This is a genomic window from Mediterraneibacter agrestimuris (assembly GCF_943193195.1).
Taxonomy (GTDB): Bacteria; Bacillota; Clostridia; order Lachnospirales; family Lachnospiraceae; genus Schaedlerella; species Schaedlerella agrestimuris.
Genome location: NZ_CALPDG010000016.1, coordinates 33,199 through 49,508, shown reverse-complemented (window position 1 = coordinate 49,508; position 16,310 = coordinate 33,199). Strand labels below are relative to the sequence as shown.

Below are 16,310 nucleotides of genomic sequence, written 5' to 3'. Positions count from 1 at the left end.
CTAAATTTTTATGAGCAGGATCAAACGACCAATTTTTCGTTACTGTTCACACGCATCTTGCACTGCGCTTCAAGATGTCCGACTAATGAAGTGATGACATTGATTTCCCGATAGCCTCCTCTTTTTATTTCTGGTTTTCATTAATTAACTTACACATCATTTTGATAATATGCTGCCAGCAGATCCACCATCCGGTCATAGCTTTTCACTCCATCTGCCTGTCCGTTTACTTTTAGATATGTATCATTCACTTTATCAGCCACTTCTGCTACAGTCCCATCATAAGAATCCCAGAATACAGTATTTGCCTGTAAATCTGCATCTGCCTTTACATCCAATTCTTGACATACCTCCGCCCACTTCTCTCTGTCCGCCCGGTACAATGCATTTGTGCTGTAAATCCATGCCATCAGGTATCCGCTGTATTGAAATTCTGGTTCGTCCGACATTTCACATGCCAGAAAAGCAATAAAATTAGCTTCTTCCTCCTGCATAAATCCGCGCAGGTGCGACAGTTCATGGCACATCGTAAATGGAATATTATATGCTGTCATATCACCATTATAATTTGCCTCTACAGTAAAGGGCAGATAGATCCCCGTCAGACTCTGATAAGACAGAATCTCCGACACAAGCAAAGCCTTCGGCTGCGGATAATATCCTCTCATAGATTCATACCTCTCTGCCAATCCCTCCATTGCACGGACCGCCTTCCCGCCTTCCCCGTCGCTAAGTTCCATTACCCCGTTTTCATCTCTGCCCACAGTGTCCACACGCGCATTGACCTCCCTTGTCAGCCAGTCGCAGACTTCCCCCAATTCCTCAACCGAATACGTTTCCGTCAATATTCCTTCTTTTTCTGAAAATGAAATGCGGCGGTAATTGATTCCACAGTTCATCACATAAAGCAAGAATAAAATAGAAGCAGTGAGAAAAACTCCTGACGTCCACCGCAGTATCCACCTACCGGTTTCGCCTGTTCGTTTCCCACGAATCACCGCTCGTACTGCCATTACAACTGCTGCAGCAAGAATCACATATATCCCGATTTCCGATACAGAAAAGGGAAGCCATCCGTTCAAATGTCCGAGCACAAAAACAAATGCCGGATAAATATGTCCGGCATACCACTCTCCAAATCTGTCCATCATTCCGGCAAGCGCAGTCAATATCCCCGCCGCTGACAGACAGACGCAGGCTGCGATCAGCCTTTTTTCTGTTGTTCCGCGTCTTTTTGTTTTCTGTAATTCTTTCTGCATCATATCAATTCCGTTGTACTTTTTATTTCCAAATGCCCTTCCACCGGGAAACTCTGCTCCTTCTCATTTACATTAGATTGCTTCGCATTTTTTAGTTACTTTATAAACTTATCAATCGCCTGATTCAGCAGTTCGATCGCTTTCTCATCGTCTTCTTCCACTGCCTCCACAATACAGTGATTGATATGATTTTTCAGCACCAGTTTTCCTGTATTATTAATTGCCGAGCGCACTGCTGCAAGCTGGATCAGCACCTCACTGCAGTCTTCGTCACGTTCCACCATCCGGCGCACAGACTCCAGATGTCCAATCGCCTTGGACAAGCGGTTCATCACCGCCTTCTTTTCCTCCTGACTATGCACATGATGATGTTCCCCATGCAAATTCCCATGACTATGGCTGTGCTTATGGGCATGCAGACGGCTATGGGTCTCTCCATGCTCATGTATATGTAATTTCTTCTCACTATCCCGTTCATTCATTTCGTCCGGTAATCCTTTCTCACGCACACTGCGGCTATAAGTATAATGATTATATCATTTCCACTATCCGCGTGCAAACACATTCCAGCAATTCCCTGTCATGGCTGACTACGAGCATTCCAATATTTCTCTGTGTTGTCTCTTCCATCAGAAAGTGCCAGATCTGGCTCTGTGTGATCAAGTCCAGCATTGTACTGATCTCATCCGCAAGAAGAAAACGGGTTCCCTTTCCAAGCGCTCTTGCAATACAAAACCGCTGCAGTTCTCCTCCTGAAAGCTCTCCCGGAAAGCGGTTCCCCCATTCCGTTCTAATTCCCAGTCCTGCCAGAATCCTTTCCTCCACCTCGTCTCCCTCGGCAATCACATCCTTCATCCGAAGGAGCGGGTCGACTGCCTGTTCCGGCTGCTGCCAGATCATCTGCACCGGACAATATCCCCGGTAAGAAGACAACGGCTTCCCATCCAGCAGAATCTCCCCGGCATCCGGCTGTAAATAACCCGCAATCAATTTACAAAGCGTCGTTTTTCCAAACCCGCTGGGCGCGGTAAGTCCTACCCGTTCTCTGCTCTCCACAGACAATTGAAACTCCTGCAAAATGTGCTTTTGCTGTCCCTGTCCCGTCCGCTGTTGATATGCAAACGAAAGTTCCTTTACATCCAATCTCATTTTCCCATATCCTCAATCCTATATGTATTTCCGTTTCTTATTTCCGCACACAGCCTCATATATCTGTATTCTTACTTTCATTTGCAAAACCGTTTTTTGGCATGGCACGCCAGAGAGCCTTGGTATACGCATGTTTCAATGTATTTTCCGCTTGAAAATCCGTTGGTACTGCTTCGTCAATCGTCCTTCCGTCATGAAAGACGATAATTCTGTCTGCTGTTTCAATTGCAAGGCGCAGATCATGCGTGATCAAAAGCACTCCCGCCCCCATATCCGCCAGCTCCCGAAAGTGCTCCATGACACGTTTTGCCGATTTCAGATCCAGTCCCGGCGTGGGTTCGTCAGCAATCACCAGTCTTGGGTTCTCAATCATCGCCGTAGAAATCAAAATCCGCCGGTTCATTCCTCCTGATAATTCAAAAGGATACTGCTTTGCTACCTCCTCTTTCAAATGATACCTGCTGAAAATATCTGCCAGTCTCTGGTTTATTTTCTCATCCTTACGGTTCTTCTTAATTTGCCTGCCAATCTTCATCAGCGGATCCAGATAAGCTAAACTCTGCGGTACAAGAACAATTTCATTTCCGCGGAGCTTCTCCTGTCTCATCTTCGTAAGTTTTTCACCGCAGTAATACATTTCACCGCTCATGGACGCATTGTACGGAAGCAGTCCCATCACCGCATGCGCCAGCAGACTCTTTCCCGAACCACTTGCTCCAATTACCGCCGTAAGCTCTCCTGAACTCACTTCCAGGTCCATCCCCTTCACGGTCTGAAACGTTCGCTGCTTCAGACCTCGTTCATATTGCGTAAATGAAATCTGTAGGTTTTCTATTTTTAATATGATATTATTGCCCTTATTCACTCGCTTTTCACTCACTTTTTACTCACATCATTACTAAATATCCAATGAACCCCATATGCGGCTGCTTCCACCTTCTCATCATCTCTCACTCATGCGCGCTCCCCGGACTCAACAGCTTCCTCAGGTTTTCCCCGATCTCATAGAACAATATCACAACAAGCACAAGCATTGCTCCGGGAAATGCCGCCAGCCACCACTGTCCGGTCACCAGATACCGCATGGATTCGGACAAAATGATTCCAATAGCAGGTTGTTCTGACGACAGTCCGAATCCCAGAAAGGTCACACTGGATTCGTGCAGAATAGCATGTGGAAACAAAAGCACCAGTCCCACAAAAAACTGTGGCATAAGGTGCGGCAGCATATGTTTTCGGATCAGATATCCTTTTCGTTTCCCCAGCTTCTCTGCAATTTGTATATAAGGACTTTCTTTTAACTGAATCATTTCTGCCCGGATCACCCGCGCCAGAGACGGCCAGTGCGTCAGCGCAACGCCGGCCGCTACGCCGCGGAATCCTTTCCCCAGCGCTACAGAGATCAAAATCAGCAGCAATATATGTGGGATCCCCATCACCCAGTCAATGCAAAAAGACACCGCACTGTCAGCCGTCCTTCCCATCGCCGCGGATATCACACCCAACACAAACGCCGCAGCCGCACTGACCGCCGCAGATACCATCCCCAGCAGAATACTGACAGACAGTCCCCGAAGTGTCCTTGCGAACATATCTCGCCCCAGCCAGTCTGTTCCAAACAAATATTCTGTACAAGGCGCCAGATTCTTTCTGGAAAAATCCGTTGCAGCCGCCTCCTGCTTGCACAATATCCCGCCGATACAGACAACAGCTAAAAAAATAACTGAGAAAATCAATCCCGCCAGTACCCGTTGTCTCCGATTATTTTTTTCTCTCACTGCCCCACACCTCCTTTTCGGATCCGTGGGTCTACAATCCCGTAAAGTACGTCCGCAATCATATTTCCGCCAAACACAAATAAGGCGCTTACGATTGTAACCGCCATCAGTAAAGGCATGTCACTCCCAAGACCTGCCGCCACTGCCGCCTGTCCCAGTCCGGGATAAGAAAACACCTGCTCCACCAGTACCGAACCTCCGAAGATTTCACTGATGGACGCAAACTGCAGCGTTATCGCGGGAAGCAGTACATTTCTAAATCCATGATTCCAGAAAAGCCGCCACCCCTTCTCGCCCCTCGCCCGGGCAAACAGCATATACTCACTTTCCGTTATCTCAATCATTTTCTCCCTTGTATGTAGCGCAATACCCGCGATTCCCGTAATGCTCAGCGCCAGCGCGGGAAGAACAAAATGCTGCACCCTCTCCGTAAATGTCACATCTGCCGCGGCAACTCCGATCGGCACGCTTAAGCCAACTGGAAAGGTTTTCAGCCATACCCCAAACACGATCAAAAGAAGCATCGCCAGCCAGTAAGCCGGCGTACTGGAGATCACAAGGCAATAACCTTTGATCCCTCTATCGATCCACCGCCCACGGTTCATTCCTGCAGCTGCACCCAGAGCCAGTCCTAACACTCCCGACAAAAGCCATGCAGTCACCATCAGAACGAGGGAATTTTGAAGCCGTACCGCAATAACCTCCGACACCGCCTGATGGTATAACAGGGACATTCCCATGTCCCCCCGGACAAAATCCGCCGCCCACCCCAGATACTGTTTCACTGGATTGCCTCCCACACCCCAGTATGCCTGAAGTCTTGCTATCTGCTCTATGCTCATCGTTCCAAGCGCCGACTGTCCCACATTTGCCTGAAGCGGATCAATGGGTGACGCCTTCATCAGCACAAATGAAGTAATACTTGTCACAAACAAGAGTAATGCCAGACGTAACAGCTTTCTTATTATAAATGCGATGCGATTCCCCGTTGTCTTATTTTTCATGCTGCTCCTTTTGCCATGATCCACACAGCCCCTTCCATCTTATTTCTTCCCTATTTCCAACTCCACAAATCTACATTATTGATCAGTGACCAGCCATGTCCGTGCGGGTGGATCTTCTGCTCTCCGATCATCAGCCCGTCTCTCACAAAATATAAATGCTCAATATTACACAGCCATATCCATGGAATATCCCCGTCCTGCGTAATCCCGGTGCTGCCATCCCATTGGGCTTTCTTCCAAAGTTCATAAGCTTCCTCCAGTGAAGATGCTGCCAGCGCTTCGTCCATGTAAGCATCTGCCGTCTCATTTACATAAGGAGAATACCGCGCCTCACCGATTCCGTTCCCATTTTCTGCAGTATGATAAATGTTATAAAGCTCCATCGGCGTATGCGCTCCCCATCCCCACAAAAGCGGCTCGGACTGGGCGCGATCATATGCCACATCCCATCCCACGCCTTCCGTCTTCACTTCGATACCAATCTCCTGCAGTTGATTCGCCGTCTCCTCTGCCAATGCCTGACGTACCGAATCTCCGCTGCTGAACATCAGTGTAAATCCGGCGCGTACACCTTGCTTCTTACGAATACCGTCTTTTCCTTCCCTCCAGCCTGCCTCTTCCAGAAGGCGCACTGCCTCACCAGGATCATATTCCACTTCACAAGCCTCATGATACCACGGCATTTTGTCGCAGACACTGTAAGCCGGCGTGCCATATCCATTCAGCACATTTTCAATTATCTCTTCTCTGTCAATGCCTATATTGATCGCCCTCCGGACATTGATATCCGCAGTAAATACATTTCCATAGGTGATGCCATCCTTCTCCCTGACTTCTCCAACCGGAAGATTGAATCCACGGTTGTCCACTGTCTGTACTGCCGTCAGTCCATAGCCGTCAATTTGCTGCTCACTGTAAGACGCCGCCGTGTGTGCCACGTCCACCACGCCCGCCATAGCCGCTGCCAGCGCCGCGTCTTCTTCCATAAAAAGTACAGTCACTTTCTTCATCTCCGGCATTTCCTCATAGTAATCTGGATTCGCTTCAAAGATCACCTGCTGCCCCTTGTCCCATTGCTTCAAAACATATCTGCCCGAACCAATCGGATGCTGCCCGTAGTTCTCGTCATATGCATGCTTTGGCACAATTCCGACCACCGCCATAGTATACGGCCAGATTGAATACGGATGATTCATATGAAATTCCACCGTTGTCTCATTCACTGCCACAGCCTCTTTCAACATCGTAAAATCACTGACCGTACTATTGTCTCTGCAATGGTTATATGTAAACGCGACATCCTCTGCCGTCAGTGGCTTCCCGTCTGTAAACTCCACATCGTCCCGGATGGTTATCGTCCATTTAAGACCGTCCTCACTGACAGAATAATCTGTTGCCAGATCCTTCCCGATTTTCAGATCTGTCGTCGTTGTTGTCAGTGTACTCTGGATCAGCGGCTCATGGGTATGCTCTCCTGCCCCCCATCCGTATGCCGGATCAAATCCCGCCTCCGGCTCTGAAGTAACCGGCATTGTTACGATCACCGAATCCTTTTCTGTACTTTCTACTTTTCCTGCCTCTATCGCCTGCTTTACCGTCTCTTCTGCTTTTCCCGCCGCAGACTGACTACATCCCGCAGCTGAAGTCATCAGCCCCAACATCATCACCGCAGCAGTTGTCCGTTTCCACGTATGCTTTTTCCCCATCTCTTTGTCTCCGCCTATGTTTGATTCCCATTTATTTTCATCCAGTATAGCATCAAAAAAGAGAACTTCACAAGCCCCGTGGGGGGATATGAAAACCAGCAGTGATCTGTAATCAGCTCGTTACTGTTCACACCCTACGGGTGCTCCAATAACAGTATCCAATATATTTTTACATTTTATGAAATATATAGTATAATTCTATCATCTATTAAGAAATACTATTTTACAGGCAAGGAGAATCACTATGAACAATGTAATTGAAATGACACACCCGTTAATCCAGCATAAAATTTCCCGTCTGCGTGATAAGAATACTGGAACCGCTGAATTCCGTTCCCTTGTAGAAGAAATCGCCATGCTGATGGGTTATGAAGCTTTAAAAGATCTTCCGCTGAAGGATGTGGAAGTTGAAACACCGATTGAAACTTGTTTGACTCCGGTAATCGATGGCAAAAATTTGGCGATCGTACCGATTCTTCGTGCAGGACTCGGTATGGTAAGCGGAATTCAGGCGCTTGTCCCGACGGCAAAGATCGGACACATCGGTCTGTACCGTGACGAAGAGACGCATGAGCCCCATGAATATTACTGCAAACTGCCAAAACCAATTTCTGAGCGTCTGATCGTTGTTACTGACCCAATGCTTGCAACAGGCGGCTCTGCCGTTGCCGCAGTAGACTTCATCAAACAGTACGGCGGTACCAGAATTAAGTTCATGTCTATCATCGCTGCACCGGAAGGCATCAAACGCTTGCAGAACGCACATCCGGACGTACAGATTTATGTCGGACATATTGATCGGGAGTTAAACGAAAATGCTTACATCTGTCCTGGACTGGGAGATGCAGGAGACCGGATATTCGGAACAAAATAATAGACAAACACAGTCATTAAAAAGTGGGGTAACAGTTTTAAACTGTCACTCCGCTTTTTATTCTCTGAGTGCGTTGTAAAATAAAGGATGCGCATCTCTCAGAGTTTTTTGTGAAATATGGATATATCGCTCAAAACAGTCCACTGGACTGTTTTATCGCATGCTTGGCAACTCAAAACAGTTCACTGGACTGTTTATCGTATGCTTGGCAACAAAAAAACCAGACTCCTCAGAATCTGGTTTAAGTGGAGAATACGAGAGTCGAACTCGTGACCTCCTGCTTGCAAGGCAGGCGCTCTCCCAACTGAGCTAATCCCCCATATGGAGCTGCTTTCTGCAACTCCTATAAAATATCACATTTGACAAAAGATGTCAACATTTTTTTGAAATTTACTCAATTTTCAGTAACAGTTCAGCCATGCACAAATCTACAAAAACGAATTGGTAAGCTTGCTTACAACAAGACGTTTTTTGTAGGATTTGTATATGGCGTTCTGCCATAAGCGAGAATTTGCGCTGCATAGCAGCGTATAGGCGGTGAAACTGCTAAAAAACGTCCACTGGACGTTTTTGTCGCATGCTTGGCAGCCAATTCGAGCTGTTATGGCTGAACTGTTACAATTTTCAATCGGTCTTTTAAACGTCTGATCATTTCGCTGCCTTCCCTTAGAAACCGATCAGCTTCGACAACAAAATATTACTCTTATATAAAAGCATCAATATCTTACTCTGCTCTATCATCTCAAATGCCGCCTTACCGGCTGGTGTCGTATAGATCAGCGTAATACCCAAAAATCCCAGCCACACGATCAGAAGTGCTGTAAGCGCACCTGCAGCTCCGCCGCCGAGATGATTCAAAAATCCCACGCCCGGCAGTTCTCCGAGGATATCCACCGCTGCCATCAACGCTTTCACAATGATGATTGCGAGAATAAATGTCACAAGGAATGAGAGAATATTGATTACCATTCGTGCGATGTAAGAAGCCACATACTCCACAAACGTACTGACACCCAGTTCTTCATATATTGTTGTATTATTATTTTCCAAAAGAACATCTTTTAGGAAACCCGGAAGCGCTGAATTTTCAATCTCCTGTATCTGCTTATCCTTCGGGATCTCTCCCACTATATTCAGAACATCCTTCGCTGTAATTCCGTTGCTCTCCAAGTCCAGCTGCGCCAAATTGTTCATCTGATCCGTATCCAGCCCGGCAAACGGGGTTCCGCTCAAATCCTTGCCTGCCAGAATGTCCGCAGATAATTCCGGCATAAATGCTTCTACACATTTCTGTTCGATTGCTTCATCCACCGGAGTAAAGTTTGTCAAAGCCTTTGCCACATAAGGTGACAAGTAAATCACAATCACTACTGTCAAAACAGAAGACAATAAAGACAATCCTATCTTAAAAAATCCCCGGATATATCCAATCACAATACTTAACAAAAACACTACGCCTACAATAATCAATAACCAGTTGTCCATACTCTTCTCCTATTTTGCCAAATAAACGGCACGTAATTCATTTGTGCTCATCACAAGGTATTTATTAAATCCGGCCGCCGGAATCATCATCTGTGCATCTATTTTTAAATCTCCTTTAAACCGAGGCACTCCTGTTTTTGTAATAATGCAGCAAGCAGAACCTTCATACATAATGATTTCATTTCCGACCATCTGTACATTACTGTATTCTCCGGTAAATGCGCGGTTCATAACCTGTTTGCCCGCTTTATTATACAGCCGGACCTCATAACCAGACTTTTCCTGATTCAATAGCACAAAGCCAATATATTTTTCTGTATGAAATGAACTTCTAATCTCTTGTCCAATCTGTATCTCCCGCTTTTTCACCGGAACCTGTCCGCCTTCATACACGGCAAATGAATGATCTCCCACCGCAACCGATACAGACTCATTCATAAAATAAATCTCCGGAATAACCAAATCTTCATATTCTTCTGTCCCAACCTGTTTATCCGTCTGTTCCGCTCCAGCTTCACCGAAATTGTAACACACAACTTTTGATTTCAGTATGCCCCCGGCTGAAGTCAGATAAGATGCCATCAATACCTTTCCATCAGGAGACATCTCCAAAGCCGTTGGATAACCGTCCGTTGCGGCTGACACCTGATTCTCTACCAAAATGTTTCCTACTGCGTCATAAGTAACAATCTGAGGCATTGATTCATTTTTCAAAATCGCACTGACGATCCCCTGATCCGAAACCGTAAATTTCTCAATGGGATGCGTCGTCTCTATCTCACCTTTCAATCCCTCCGCATTAAACACCTGAATCGCATTTCCACCGATATCACCTACTGCAAATACATTTTTCTGCACGTCAACAGACGGATTCTTGAACTGGGAAGGCTGTATCCACCGTTCTTCATTTTTACGATCCAGATATGTAACACCATCTCTCGTATATCGGACAATACCGTCTCTAAAAGCAGCATAGCCGCTGGTATCTGACGTATCCTGCTTGTAAGATGCCGAACGGTAAACTGTATCATAGGTATGGTTCGTTATAAGCATCCATGTCCCCGAGACTGCCATAAATCCAATAAGAAACTGTCTCGCCCACTTCTTAATCTGATTTCTGCGATGGTGTCTCGTCCTCTTTTTCATCTCATCCAGATTCAAAGGTTTAACCAGCTTCAAATATGGTTTTTTCTTTTGAGCCATCTTTTACCCCTTATATATGTTTGTAACTTTTAGCCATACACAGACAGCTTCTCCATTTCTGCCTGTCTCGAATAGTATATCACTATTCTACGGTAATAGCAATTTTTGACCGATATAAATCAAATTTCCATCGGACAGTCCATTCATTTTACTGATCGCCTCCGTATGAGAAACATCTCCGTACATTTTTTTGCTGATGATAGCCAGTGTATCTCCTTCTTCTACGATATATATTCCATCACTGCCATTATAACCTCCGCTTCCTGCGCTCCTTGACGAACGCCCGGATTCACCCGGCTGTCCCATATCATCGCCAGCAGCCGAGTTTTGTATTTCTTCATTGTCTGCCCCTTCTGTTTCCTCATTTAGATCCATCTGCTGCCCGGTATCATCTATCGGGGTGCTGTCCCCTGTATCAGTTGCATTCTGAGTACCACCTGTATCAGCCTCCGTCCGGGACCCGTCTCCGGGAGCCTGTCCTTTTTCAATAACCGCCGTCACACCTCCGCTGGTCTCCTGTACTTCCTCCTGTTTTGCCTCGGCAACGGAACCGTTCCCCTCTATCATAGACTGCACCGCTTTCATTTTATCAAAATTGTTCATTGTCGCCACGCCCATGATCACCACAATCAAAACCAGACATGCACTCATGGCATACATCAAACGATTTGTCCTTCGCTGACTCTGCTGCTCTCCGCGGGAGCGCACAAGGCTTCTAAAGTCCTTCGCAGCTCTGTCTTCCACAGTTTCCGAGGGACACACCCCATTTTTCTTTCTTGCAGAAATCATATAGTTCTGCATGCAGGGATTTTTTTCGTAATATGTATAATGTCCCCCAATCTCGATCAGATCATTGAGCTTATGCACAAAATATTTTTCGTCCTGATCCACCGGGTCTCTCATAATAAAAATCGTATTATTCTTCGGAAATGATTTCTTATGCAGCTTCAACGTACTATTCTCTGCTGTCAGCGGAACTCCTGCATGAGCCACAAACCACCCCAGCATTTCTCCATCTTCAAAATACTGTTTGCAGTCCTCATATGCCGCTTTCCATGTCTCTTCATCTAACACATAATCATTACCGGATATTTTCAGGTCGTGCATCTTAATTGCGCCATATATGTAAACATACTCGTTCTCATCCGATTTCACAAAATCCCCTACGAGAAATGCCCCTATCGGATTCTCTCCCGCTTTCTCACACAACTGACTGAAAAAAGTATCCACATAATCTTCCACATATATTTTCGGAGTATCGCTCACATTTCCTATCTGACGTACGTTTTTTGGTATCTGTCTTTCCATCATACTCACCTCTGCTCAAATTTTTAGGATATGCACAGGAAGCCTGTCCACTTCGCAGCCGTACCTTGCGTGACAAGTAATCTTTCTTCCCGCCATTTCATTTTCACAAAGAGCATAGCACAACAAAAATGATAGATTTTAGTATATTCTGTCAGGTAAATTCGACAGATTTTCCAGAATACAAGAATAGCTGAATAATAACATGTGTACCCAAAAATAAATTCTGCCGATCATAGTATTGTACTCCATGTACGTCAGAGGGATAAGATATGCAGATAAAAAAAGAGCAGAAAACAGCTTCTTTTTCATCCTGTCTCTACTCTTTTTTATTTATCAATATATTTTATACTTCTGCGTACTTAGTCTTAATGCCAGGATCCGCAGATTATGGACTGTTTTTTGAAAAATTTTCTAGCAGATTTCCGCTCCTGCCGGCATATTCTTCTCCGGTGTCATCAGCGCCAGATTGCCGTCTGCATCCCCAGCACACAGAAGCATACCTTCTGAAAGCACGCCCGCCAGTTTTGCAGGTTTCAGGTTCACAAGAACCATTACCTTCTTGCCAACCATCTCTTCCGGTGTATAATGTGCCTTAATACCAGACACGATCTGTTTCACCTGAGAGCCAATCTTAACCTGAGAACAAAGCAGCTTTTTGGATTTCTTAACCTCTTCACAGGCAATGATCTCGCCTACCTGGAACTGCATTGCGCCGAACTGTTCAAAGGTAATCGCCGGTTTCGGCAAGGTGTCAATAACCCCCTCAGCTTCAACACCTTCTCCCTCTTCCGGAACAGCCGGATGAAGCTCTTCTACCTTTTTCAGAACCTCTTCAATATCCAGTCTCTGGAAGAGAATCTCCGGCTTATCAGTCACGTGACCGCCGCCAAGCTGTTCCAGAATCTTCTTGCTTGTAGATGGCATAAAGGACTCCAGAAGTACCGCGCCTGCGGAAATGCCCTGAATCAAATTCCACAGTACCGTCTCCAGACGATCCTTTTTCGCTTCGTCTTTTGCCAATACCCACGGCATTGTCTCGTCAATATATTTGTTGCATCTCTTGAATAGATTAAAAATCTCTGTCATTGCGTCTGCCACACGCAGGTCGTTCATCTTCGCTTCTACCAGTTTCGGAACTTTGTCCATCGCCGCTTTCAGCTCTGCATCAAACTCATCTGTAACACCTTTGTCCGCTACTGTTCCGCCGAAATATTTATTTGTCATAGAAACCGTACGGTTGACAAGATTACCAAGCGTATTTGCAAGGTCAGAGTTCATACGTTCAACCATAAGCTCCCATGAGATAATTCCATCGTTCTCAAAAGGCATCTCATGAAGTACGAAATAACGTACTGCATCCACCCCGAAAAATTCCGCCAGTTCATCAGCATAGAGTACATTTCCCTTGGACTTGCTCATCTTTCCGTCTCCCTGTAAGAGCCACGGATGTCCGAAAATCTGCTTCGGCAGTGGAAGATCCAGCGCCATCAGGAAAATCGGCCAGTAAATTGTATGGAAACGGATAATGTCTTTTCCGATCAGGTGCAGATCAGCAGGCCAGTCCTTCTTAAACTGCTCTGTGCTCTCTCCGTCACAGTCATATCCGATTCCTGTAATATAGTTGGTCAGTGCATCCAGCCACACATAAGTTACATGTTTCGGATCGAAGTCCACCGGAATTCCCCACTGAAAGGATGTTCTGGATACGCAGAGATCCTGCAGTCCCGGAAGCAGGAAATTGTTCATCATCTCATTTTTACGGGATACCGGCTGAATGAACTCCGGGTGTGTGTTAATATGCTCGATCAGGCGGTCTACATATTTGCTCATCTTGAAGAAATAGGCTTCCTCTTTTGCCGGCTGTACCTCCCGTCCGCAATCCGGGCATTTGCCGTCTGCTAATTGTGATTCTGTAAAAAAGGATTCACACGGAGTACAGTACATTCCTTCATAATATCCCTTGTAAATATCTCCCTGATCGTACAGCTTCTTGAAAATCTTCTGTACCTGCTTCTCATGATACTCATCCGTTGTCCGAATAAACTTGTCATAAGAGGTATCCATCAAATCCCATATTCTCTTGATCTCCCCCGCTACACCGTCCACAAATTCCTTTGGTGAAATTCCGGCTTCCTGCGCTTTCAGCTCAATCTTCTGTCCATGCTCGTCAGTTCCTGTCTGAAAAAACACATCATATCCCTGACTTCTCTTATATCTCGCAATCGCGTCTGCCAGCACAATCTCATAAGTATTGCCGATATGCGGCTTACCAGATGTATAGGCAATTGCGGTTGTCATGTAAAACTTCTGCTTCTCTGCCATTTTTATCTTCTCCTTATATTCCGTGATCTTCTGTGAGTATTATTACATATACGTATCATTTAATAAAGCATTCCCCGGCGAATTCCATCTGATCCGGCATCGTCCTCATCACAACAAATGAATGCTTACCCATGTTAATCACAACTTCTCCATTTTCTATAATATACTCATCATGCTCGACCGTGTAACCATCTTCATAAGAATAAATGAGTCTCTGCATCCGGCCGTTCAGCGGTACTTCCGCTTTCCAGACAGGAATCGTGACTTCCTTTAATTCCTTACTGTTATTTAATGCAACGATAATCTGCTCATCCTTGCTGAATCTTCCATAGGTCAGTATATTGGCTGACCACCTGAGCATCTGGAGCGAACCTGTACGAATAACAGGATTTTCCTTGTGTATTCGTATCATTTCCTTATGAAATGCAATCAGTTCCTTATCTTCCTGTCCCCACGGATAAGTTCTGCGGTTGTCAGGGTCTGTAAAACCGCAAAGCCCGGCTTCATCTCCATAATAAATGGTCGGAGCCCCCACCCATGTCATCTGGACTCCTACCGCTTCGCGGAAAACTGCCCGATTGATTCCTTCACTTGCCGCCTTGGTTCCCAACTCTCCGACACGACCTACTATGTGATTTGTACGGGTCAGGAAACGAGAATGATCGTGATTCGATATCTCATTCATTGCCGTCTGGATAGACGGGGTCATCATACATGCCATGTGGTGGTTCATGGACCGGACAAAGTAATCCGCATTTCCCCACAGATCCTTCCGGCGTTCATCACTGTGTTTTTCCATTCCAGTCAGAAACCATGTCAAAGGTTCCATAAATGCATCATAATTCATTACGCTGTCCCATTCGTCACCCATCAGCCATTCAGACGGATCGCCGTAATGCTCTGCAAGAATCAGCGCATCCGGACGTACACTCTTGACTGCCTTGCGGAATTCTTTCCAGAATAAATGATTATATTCATTTGAAAATCCCAGGTCAGCTGCCACATCCAGTCTCCAGCCATCCACATTATATGGCGGAGAAACCCATTTCTTTGCAATGTCCAGAATATATTGCTCTAGTTTTGGTGAATCTTCATAATCCAGCTTCGGCAAGGTATCATGTCCCCACCAGCCATCATAATTTCCGTTATAAGGCCAGGCGCCTTCCCACGCATTCGGGAAATTGAAAAAGCTCCGGTACGGGCTGTCTGCACTGATAAACGCGCCCTTCTCGTAGCCCTCCTGATTCTCATAAATACGTTCTCTGTCCATCCATTTATTGAAGGAACCGCAGTGGTTAAATACTCCGTCAATAATAACGCGCATTCCCCGGCGGTGCATTTCCTCCACCAGTTCTGCAAACAGCACATTGCTCGCCTCTAAGTTCGCCCGGTCACCAACCCGTTTCTGATATATCGTCGCATTCACATTATCCAATGCATCTTCCGGCAGCGGCTCTCCGCCGTCTGCCACGATCCTGCCATAATGAGGGTCAATATAATCATAATCCTGAATGTCATATTTGTGATTGGACGGTGACACAAACAGCGGGTTAAAATAAACCACTTCAACCCCCAGGTTCTGCAAATAATCCAGTTTCTCCAAAACTCCTTGCAGATCGCCGCCATAAAACCGGCGCACATCCATTGCCGACGGAGGACTGAACCAATCTCGCACCCGTTCACACGGTGAACCGATGTAAATATACTCTCTGTCCTGTACATCATTGGCCATATCCCCGTTATAAAAACGGTCCACAAAAATCTGGTACATAACGGCACCCTTCGCCCAGTCCGGCGTGGAAAATCCGGGCATAATCTGGAAATAATACATTTCAATAACAGAATCTGACACACCGCACTGATTATAATAGCTGTATTCTTCTCCGCTGTTTACCAGGAAACAATAAGAAAAAAGTTCTGACGTAAGCCGCCATGTAATCTCATAATAATCAAACATTCCTCTGGTATCAGCCTTACTCATCTGAAATTGTCCCTTTCCAGGAACGACAAGATGCACCGTATCAGCATCGTTTTTCCCCGTCCGGAACCGCAGGCGCACTGACTGATTCGGTTCCGGTTCTGCCGGTATCACATAAGAAGCCGTTCCATCACAGAATAATGCTTTTCTATTCATATAATCCTTTCCTATCCTTGTTCTGTCTCAGTAACTATTCAGCCTTCCGGCTTCATAGTTACTGAATCCGCCCTTTTTTAAGTTCACC

At 45.9% G+C, this 16,310-nt stretch carries 13 protein-coding genes and 1 tRNA gene; 1 reads left to right on the top strand and 13 read right to left on the bottom strand.

The genetic code is table 11. The features are described 5' to 3' along the window. Positions 1–149: 149 nt before the first annotated feature. The 7 genes from NFS18_RS09685 to NFS18_RS09655 all read right to left on the bottom strand — a co-directional run bounded on the left by NFS18_RS09685 (position 150) and on the right by NFS18_RS09655 (position 6,854). Positions 150–1,262, bottom strand: a complete 1,113-nt coding sequence (locus NFS18_RS09685; RefSeq protein WP_251389842.1) for a DUF3810 domain-containing protein — start codon at positions 1,260–1,262, stop codon at positions 150–152. Positions 1,263–1,354: 92 nt separating this feature from the next. Next, the gene (locus tag NFS18_RS09680; protein WP_251389841.1) at positions 1,355–1,741 is read right to left on the bottom strand and encodes a metal-sensing transcriptional repressor; all 387 of its coding nucleotides are present in this window, start codon (positions 1,739–1,741) and stop codon (positions 1,355–1,357) included. 49 nt (positions 1,742–1,790) lie between these two features. After that, entirely contained in the window at positions 1,791–2,408 is a 618-nt protein-coding gene (locus NFS18_RS09675; protein ID WP_251389840.1) for an ABC transporter ATP-binding protein, read from the bottom strand. 55 nt (positions 2,409–2,463) lie between these two features. Then, on the bottom strand, positions 2,464–3,288 hold the full coding sequence (locus NFS18_RS09670) for an ATP-binding cassette domain-containing protein (protein ID WP_251389839.1): 825 nt from the start codon (positions 3,286–3,288) through the stop codon (positions 2,464–2,466). Positions 3,289–3,358: 70 nt separating this feature from the next. Then, positions 3,359–4,186, bottom strand: coding sequence for an ABC transporter permease (locus NFS18_RS09665; protein ID WP_251389838.1), 828 nt, complete (start codon positions 4,184–4,186; stop codon positions 3,359–3,361). Beyond that, positions 4,183–5,190, bottom strand: coding sequence for an ABC transporter permease (locus NFS18_RS09660; RefSeq protein ID WP_251389837.1), 1,008 nt, complete (start codon positions 5,188–5,190; stop codon positions 4,183–4,185). Before NFS18_RS09660 ends, NFS18_RS09665 begins: the two co-directional genes overlap by 4 nt. 50 nt (positions 5,191–5,240) lie before the next feature. Next, positions 5,241–6,854 carry an ABC transporter substrate-binding protein gene (locus NFS18_RS09655; protein WP_408631555.1) on the bottom strand — a complete coding sequence of 538 codons (1,614 nt, stop codon included), beginning with the start codon at positions 6,852–6,854 and terminating at the stop codon, positions 5,241–5,243. Positions 6,855–7,140: 286 nt separating this feature from the next. Here NFS18_RS09655 and upp point away from each other — a divergent pair, with 286 nt between their 5' ends. Further along, positions 7,141–7,770 (top strand): uracil phosphoribosyltransferase, encoded by a 630-nt coding sequence (gene upp, locus NFS18_RS09650; protein ID WP_251389835.1) that lies wholly within the window; start codon positions 7,141–7,143, stop codon positions 7,768–7,770. Positions 7,771–8,016: 246 nt separating this feature from the next. Here the strand turns inward: upp and NFS18_RS09645 are convergent. From NFS18_RS09645 to NFS18_RS09620, 6 genes are all read right to left on the bottom strand, one after another. After that, positions 8,017–8,089: transfer RNA gene (locus NFS18_RS09645), tRNA-Ala, on the bottom strand. A 347-nt stretch (positions 8,090–8,436) separates the two neighbouring features. Next, positions 8,437–9,255 (bottom strand): CvpA family protein, encoded by an 819-nt coding sequence (locus NFS18_RS09640; protein WP_251389834.1) that lies wholly within the window; start codon positions 9,253–9,255, stop codon positions 8,437–8,439. A 9-nt stretch (positions 9,256–9,264) separates the two neighbouring features. Further along, the gene (locus NFS18_RS09635) at positions 9,265–10,458 is read right to left on the bottom strand and encodes a DUF5711 family protein (RefSeq protein WP_251389833.1); all 1,194 of its coding nucleotides are present in this window, start codon (positions 10,456–10,458) and stop codon (positions 9,265–9,267) included. A gap of 87 nt (positions 10,459–10,545) precedes the next feature. Further along, positions 10,546–11,766, bottom strand: coding sequence for a LysM peptidoglycan-binding domain-containing protein (locus tag NFS18_RS09630; protein WP_251389867.1), 1,221 nt, complete (start codon positions 11,764–11,766; stop codon positions 10,546–10,548). 411 nt (positions 11,767–12,177) lie between these two features. Then, positions 12,178–14,094, bottom strand: coding sequence for a methionine--tRNA ligase (gene metG, locus NFS18_RS09625; protein ID WP_277613599.1), 1,917 nt, complete (start codon positions 14,092–14,094; stop codon positions 12,178–12,180). Positions 14,095–14,143: 49 nt separating this feature from the next. After that, entirely contained in the window at positions 14,144–16,222 is a 2,079-nt protein-coding gene (locus NFS18_RS09620; RefSeq protein WP_251389831.1) for a glycoside hydrolase family 13 protein, read from the bottom strand. Positions 16,223–16,310 lie beyond the last annotated feature (88 nt).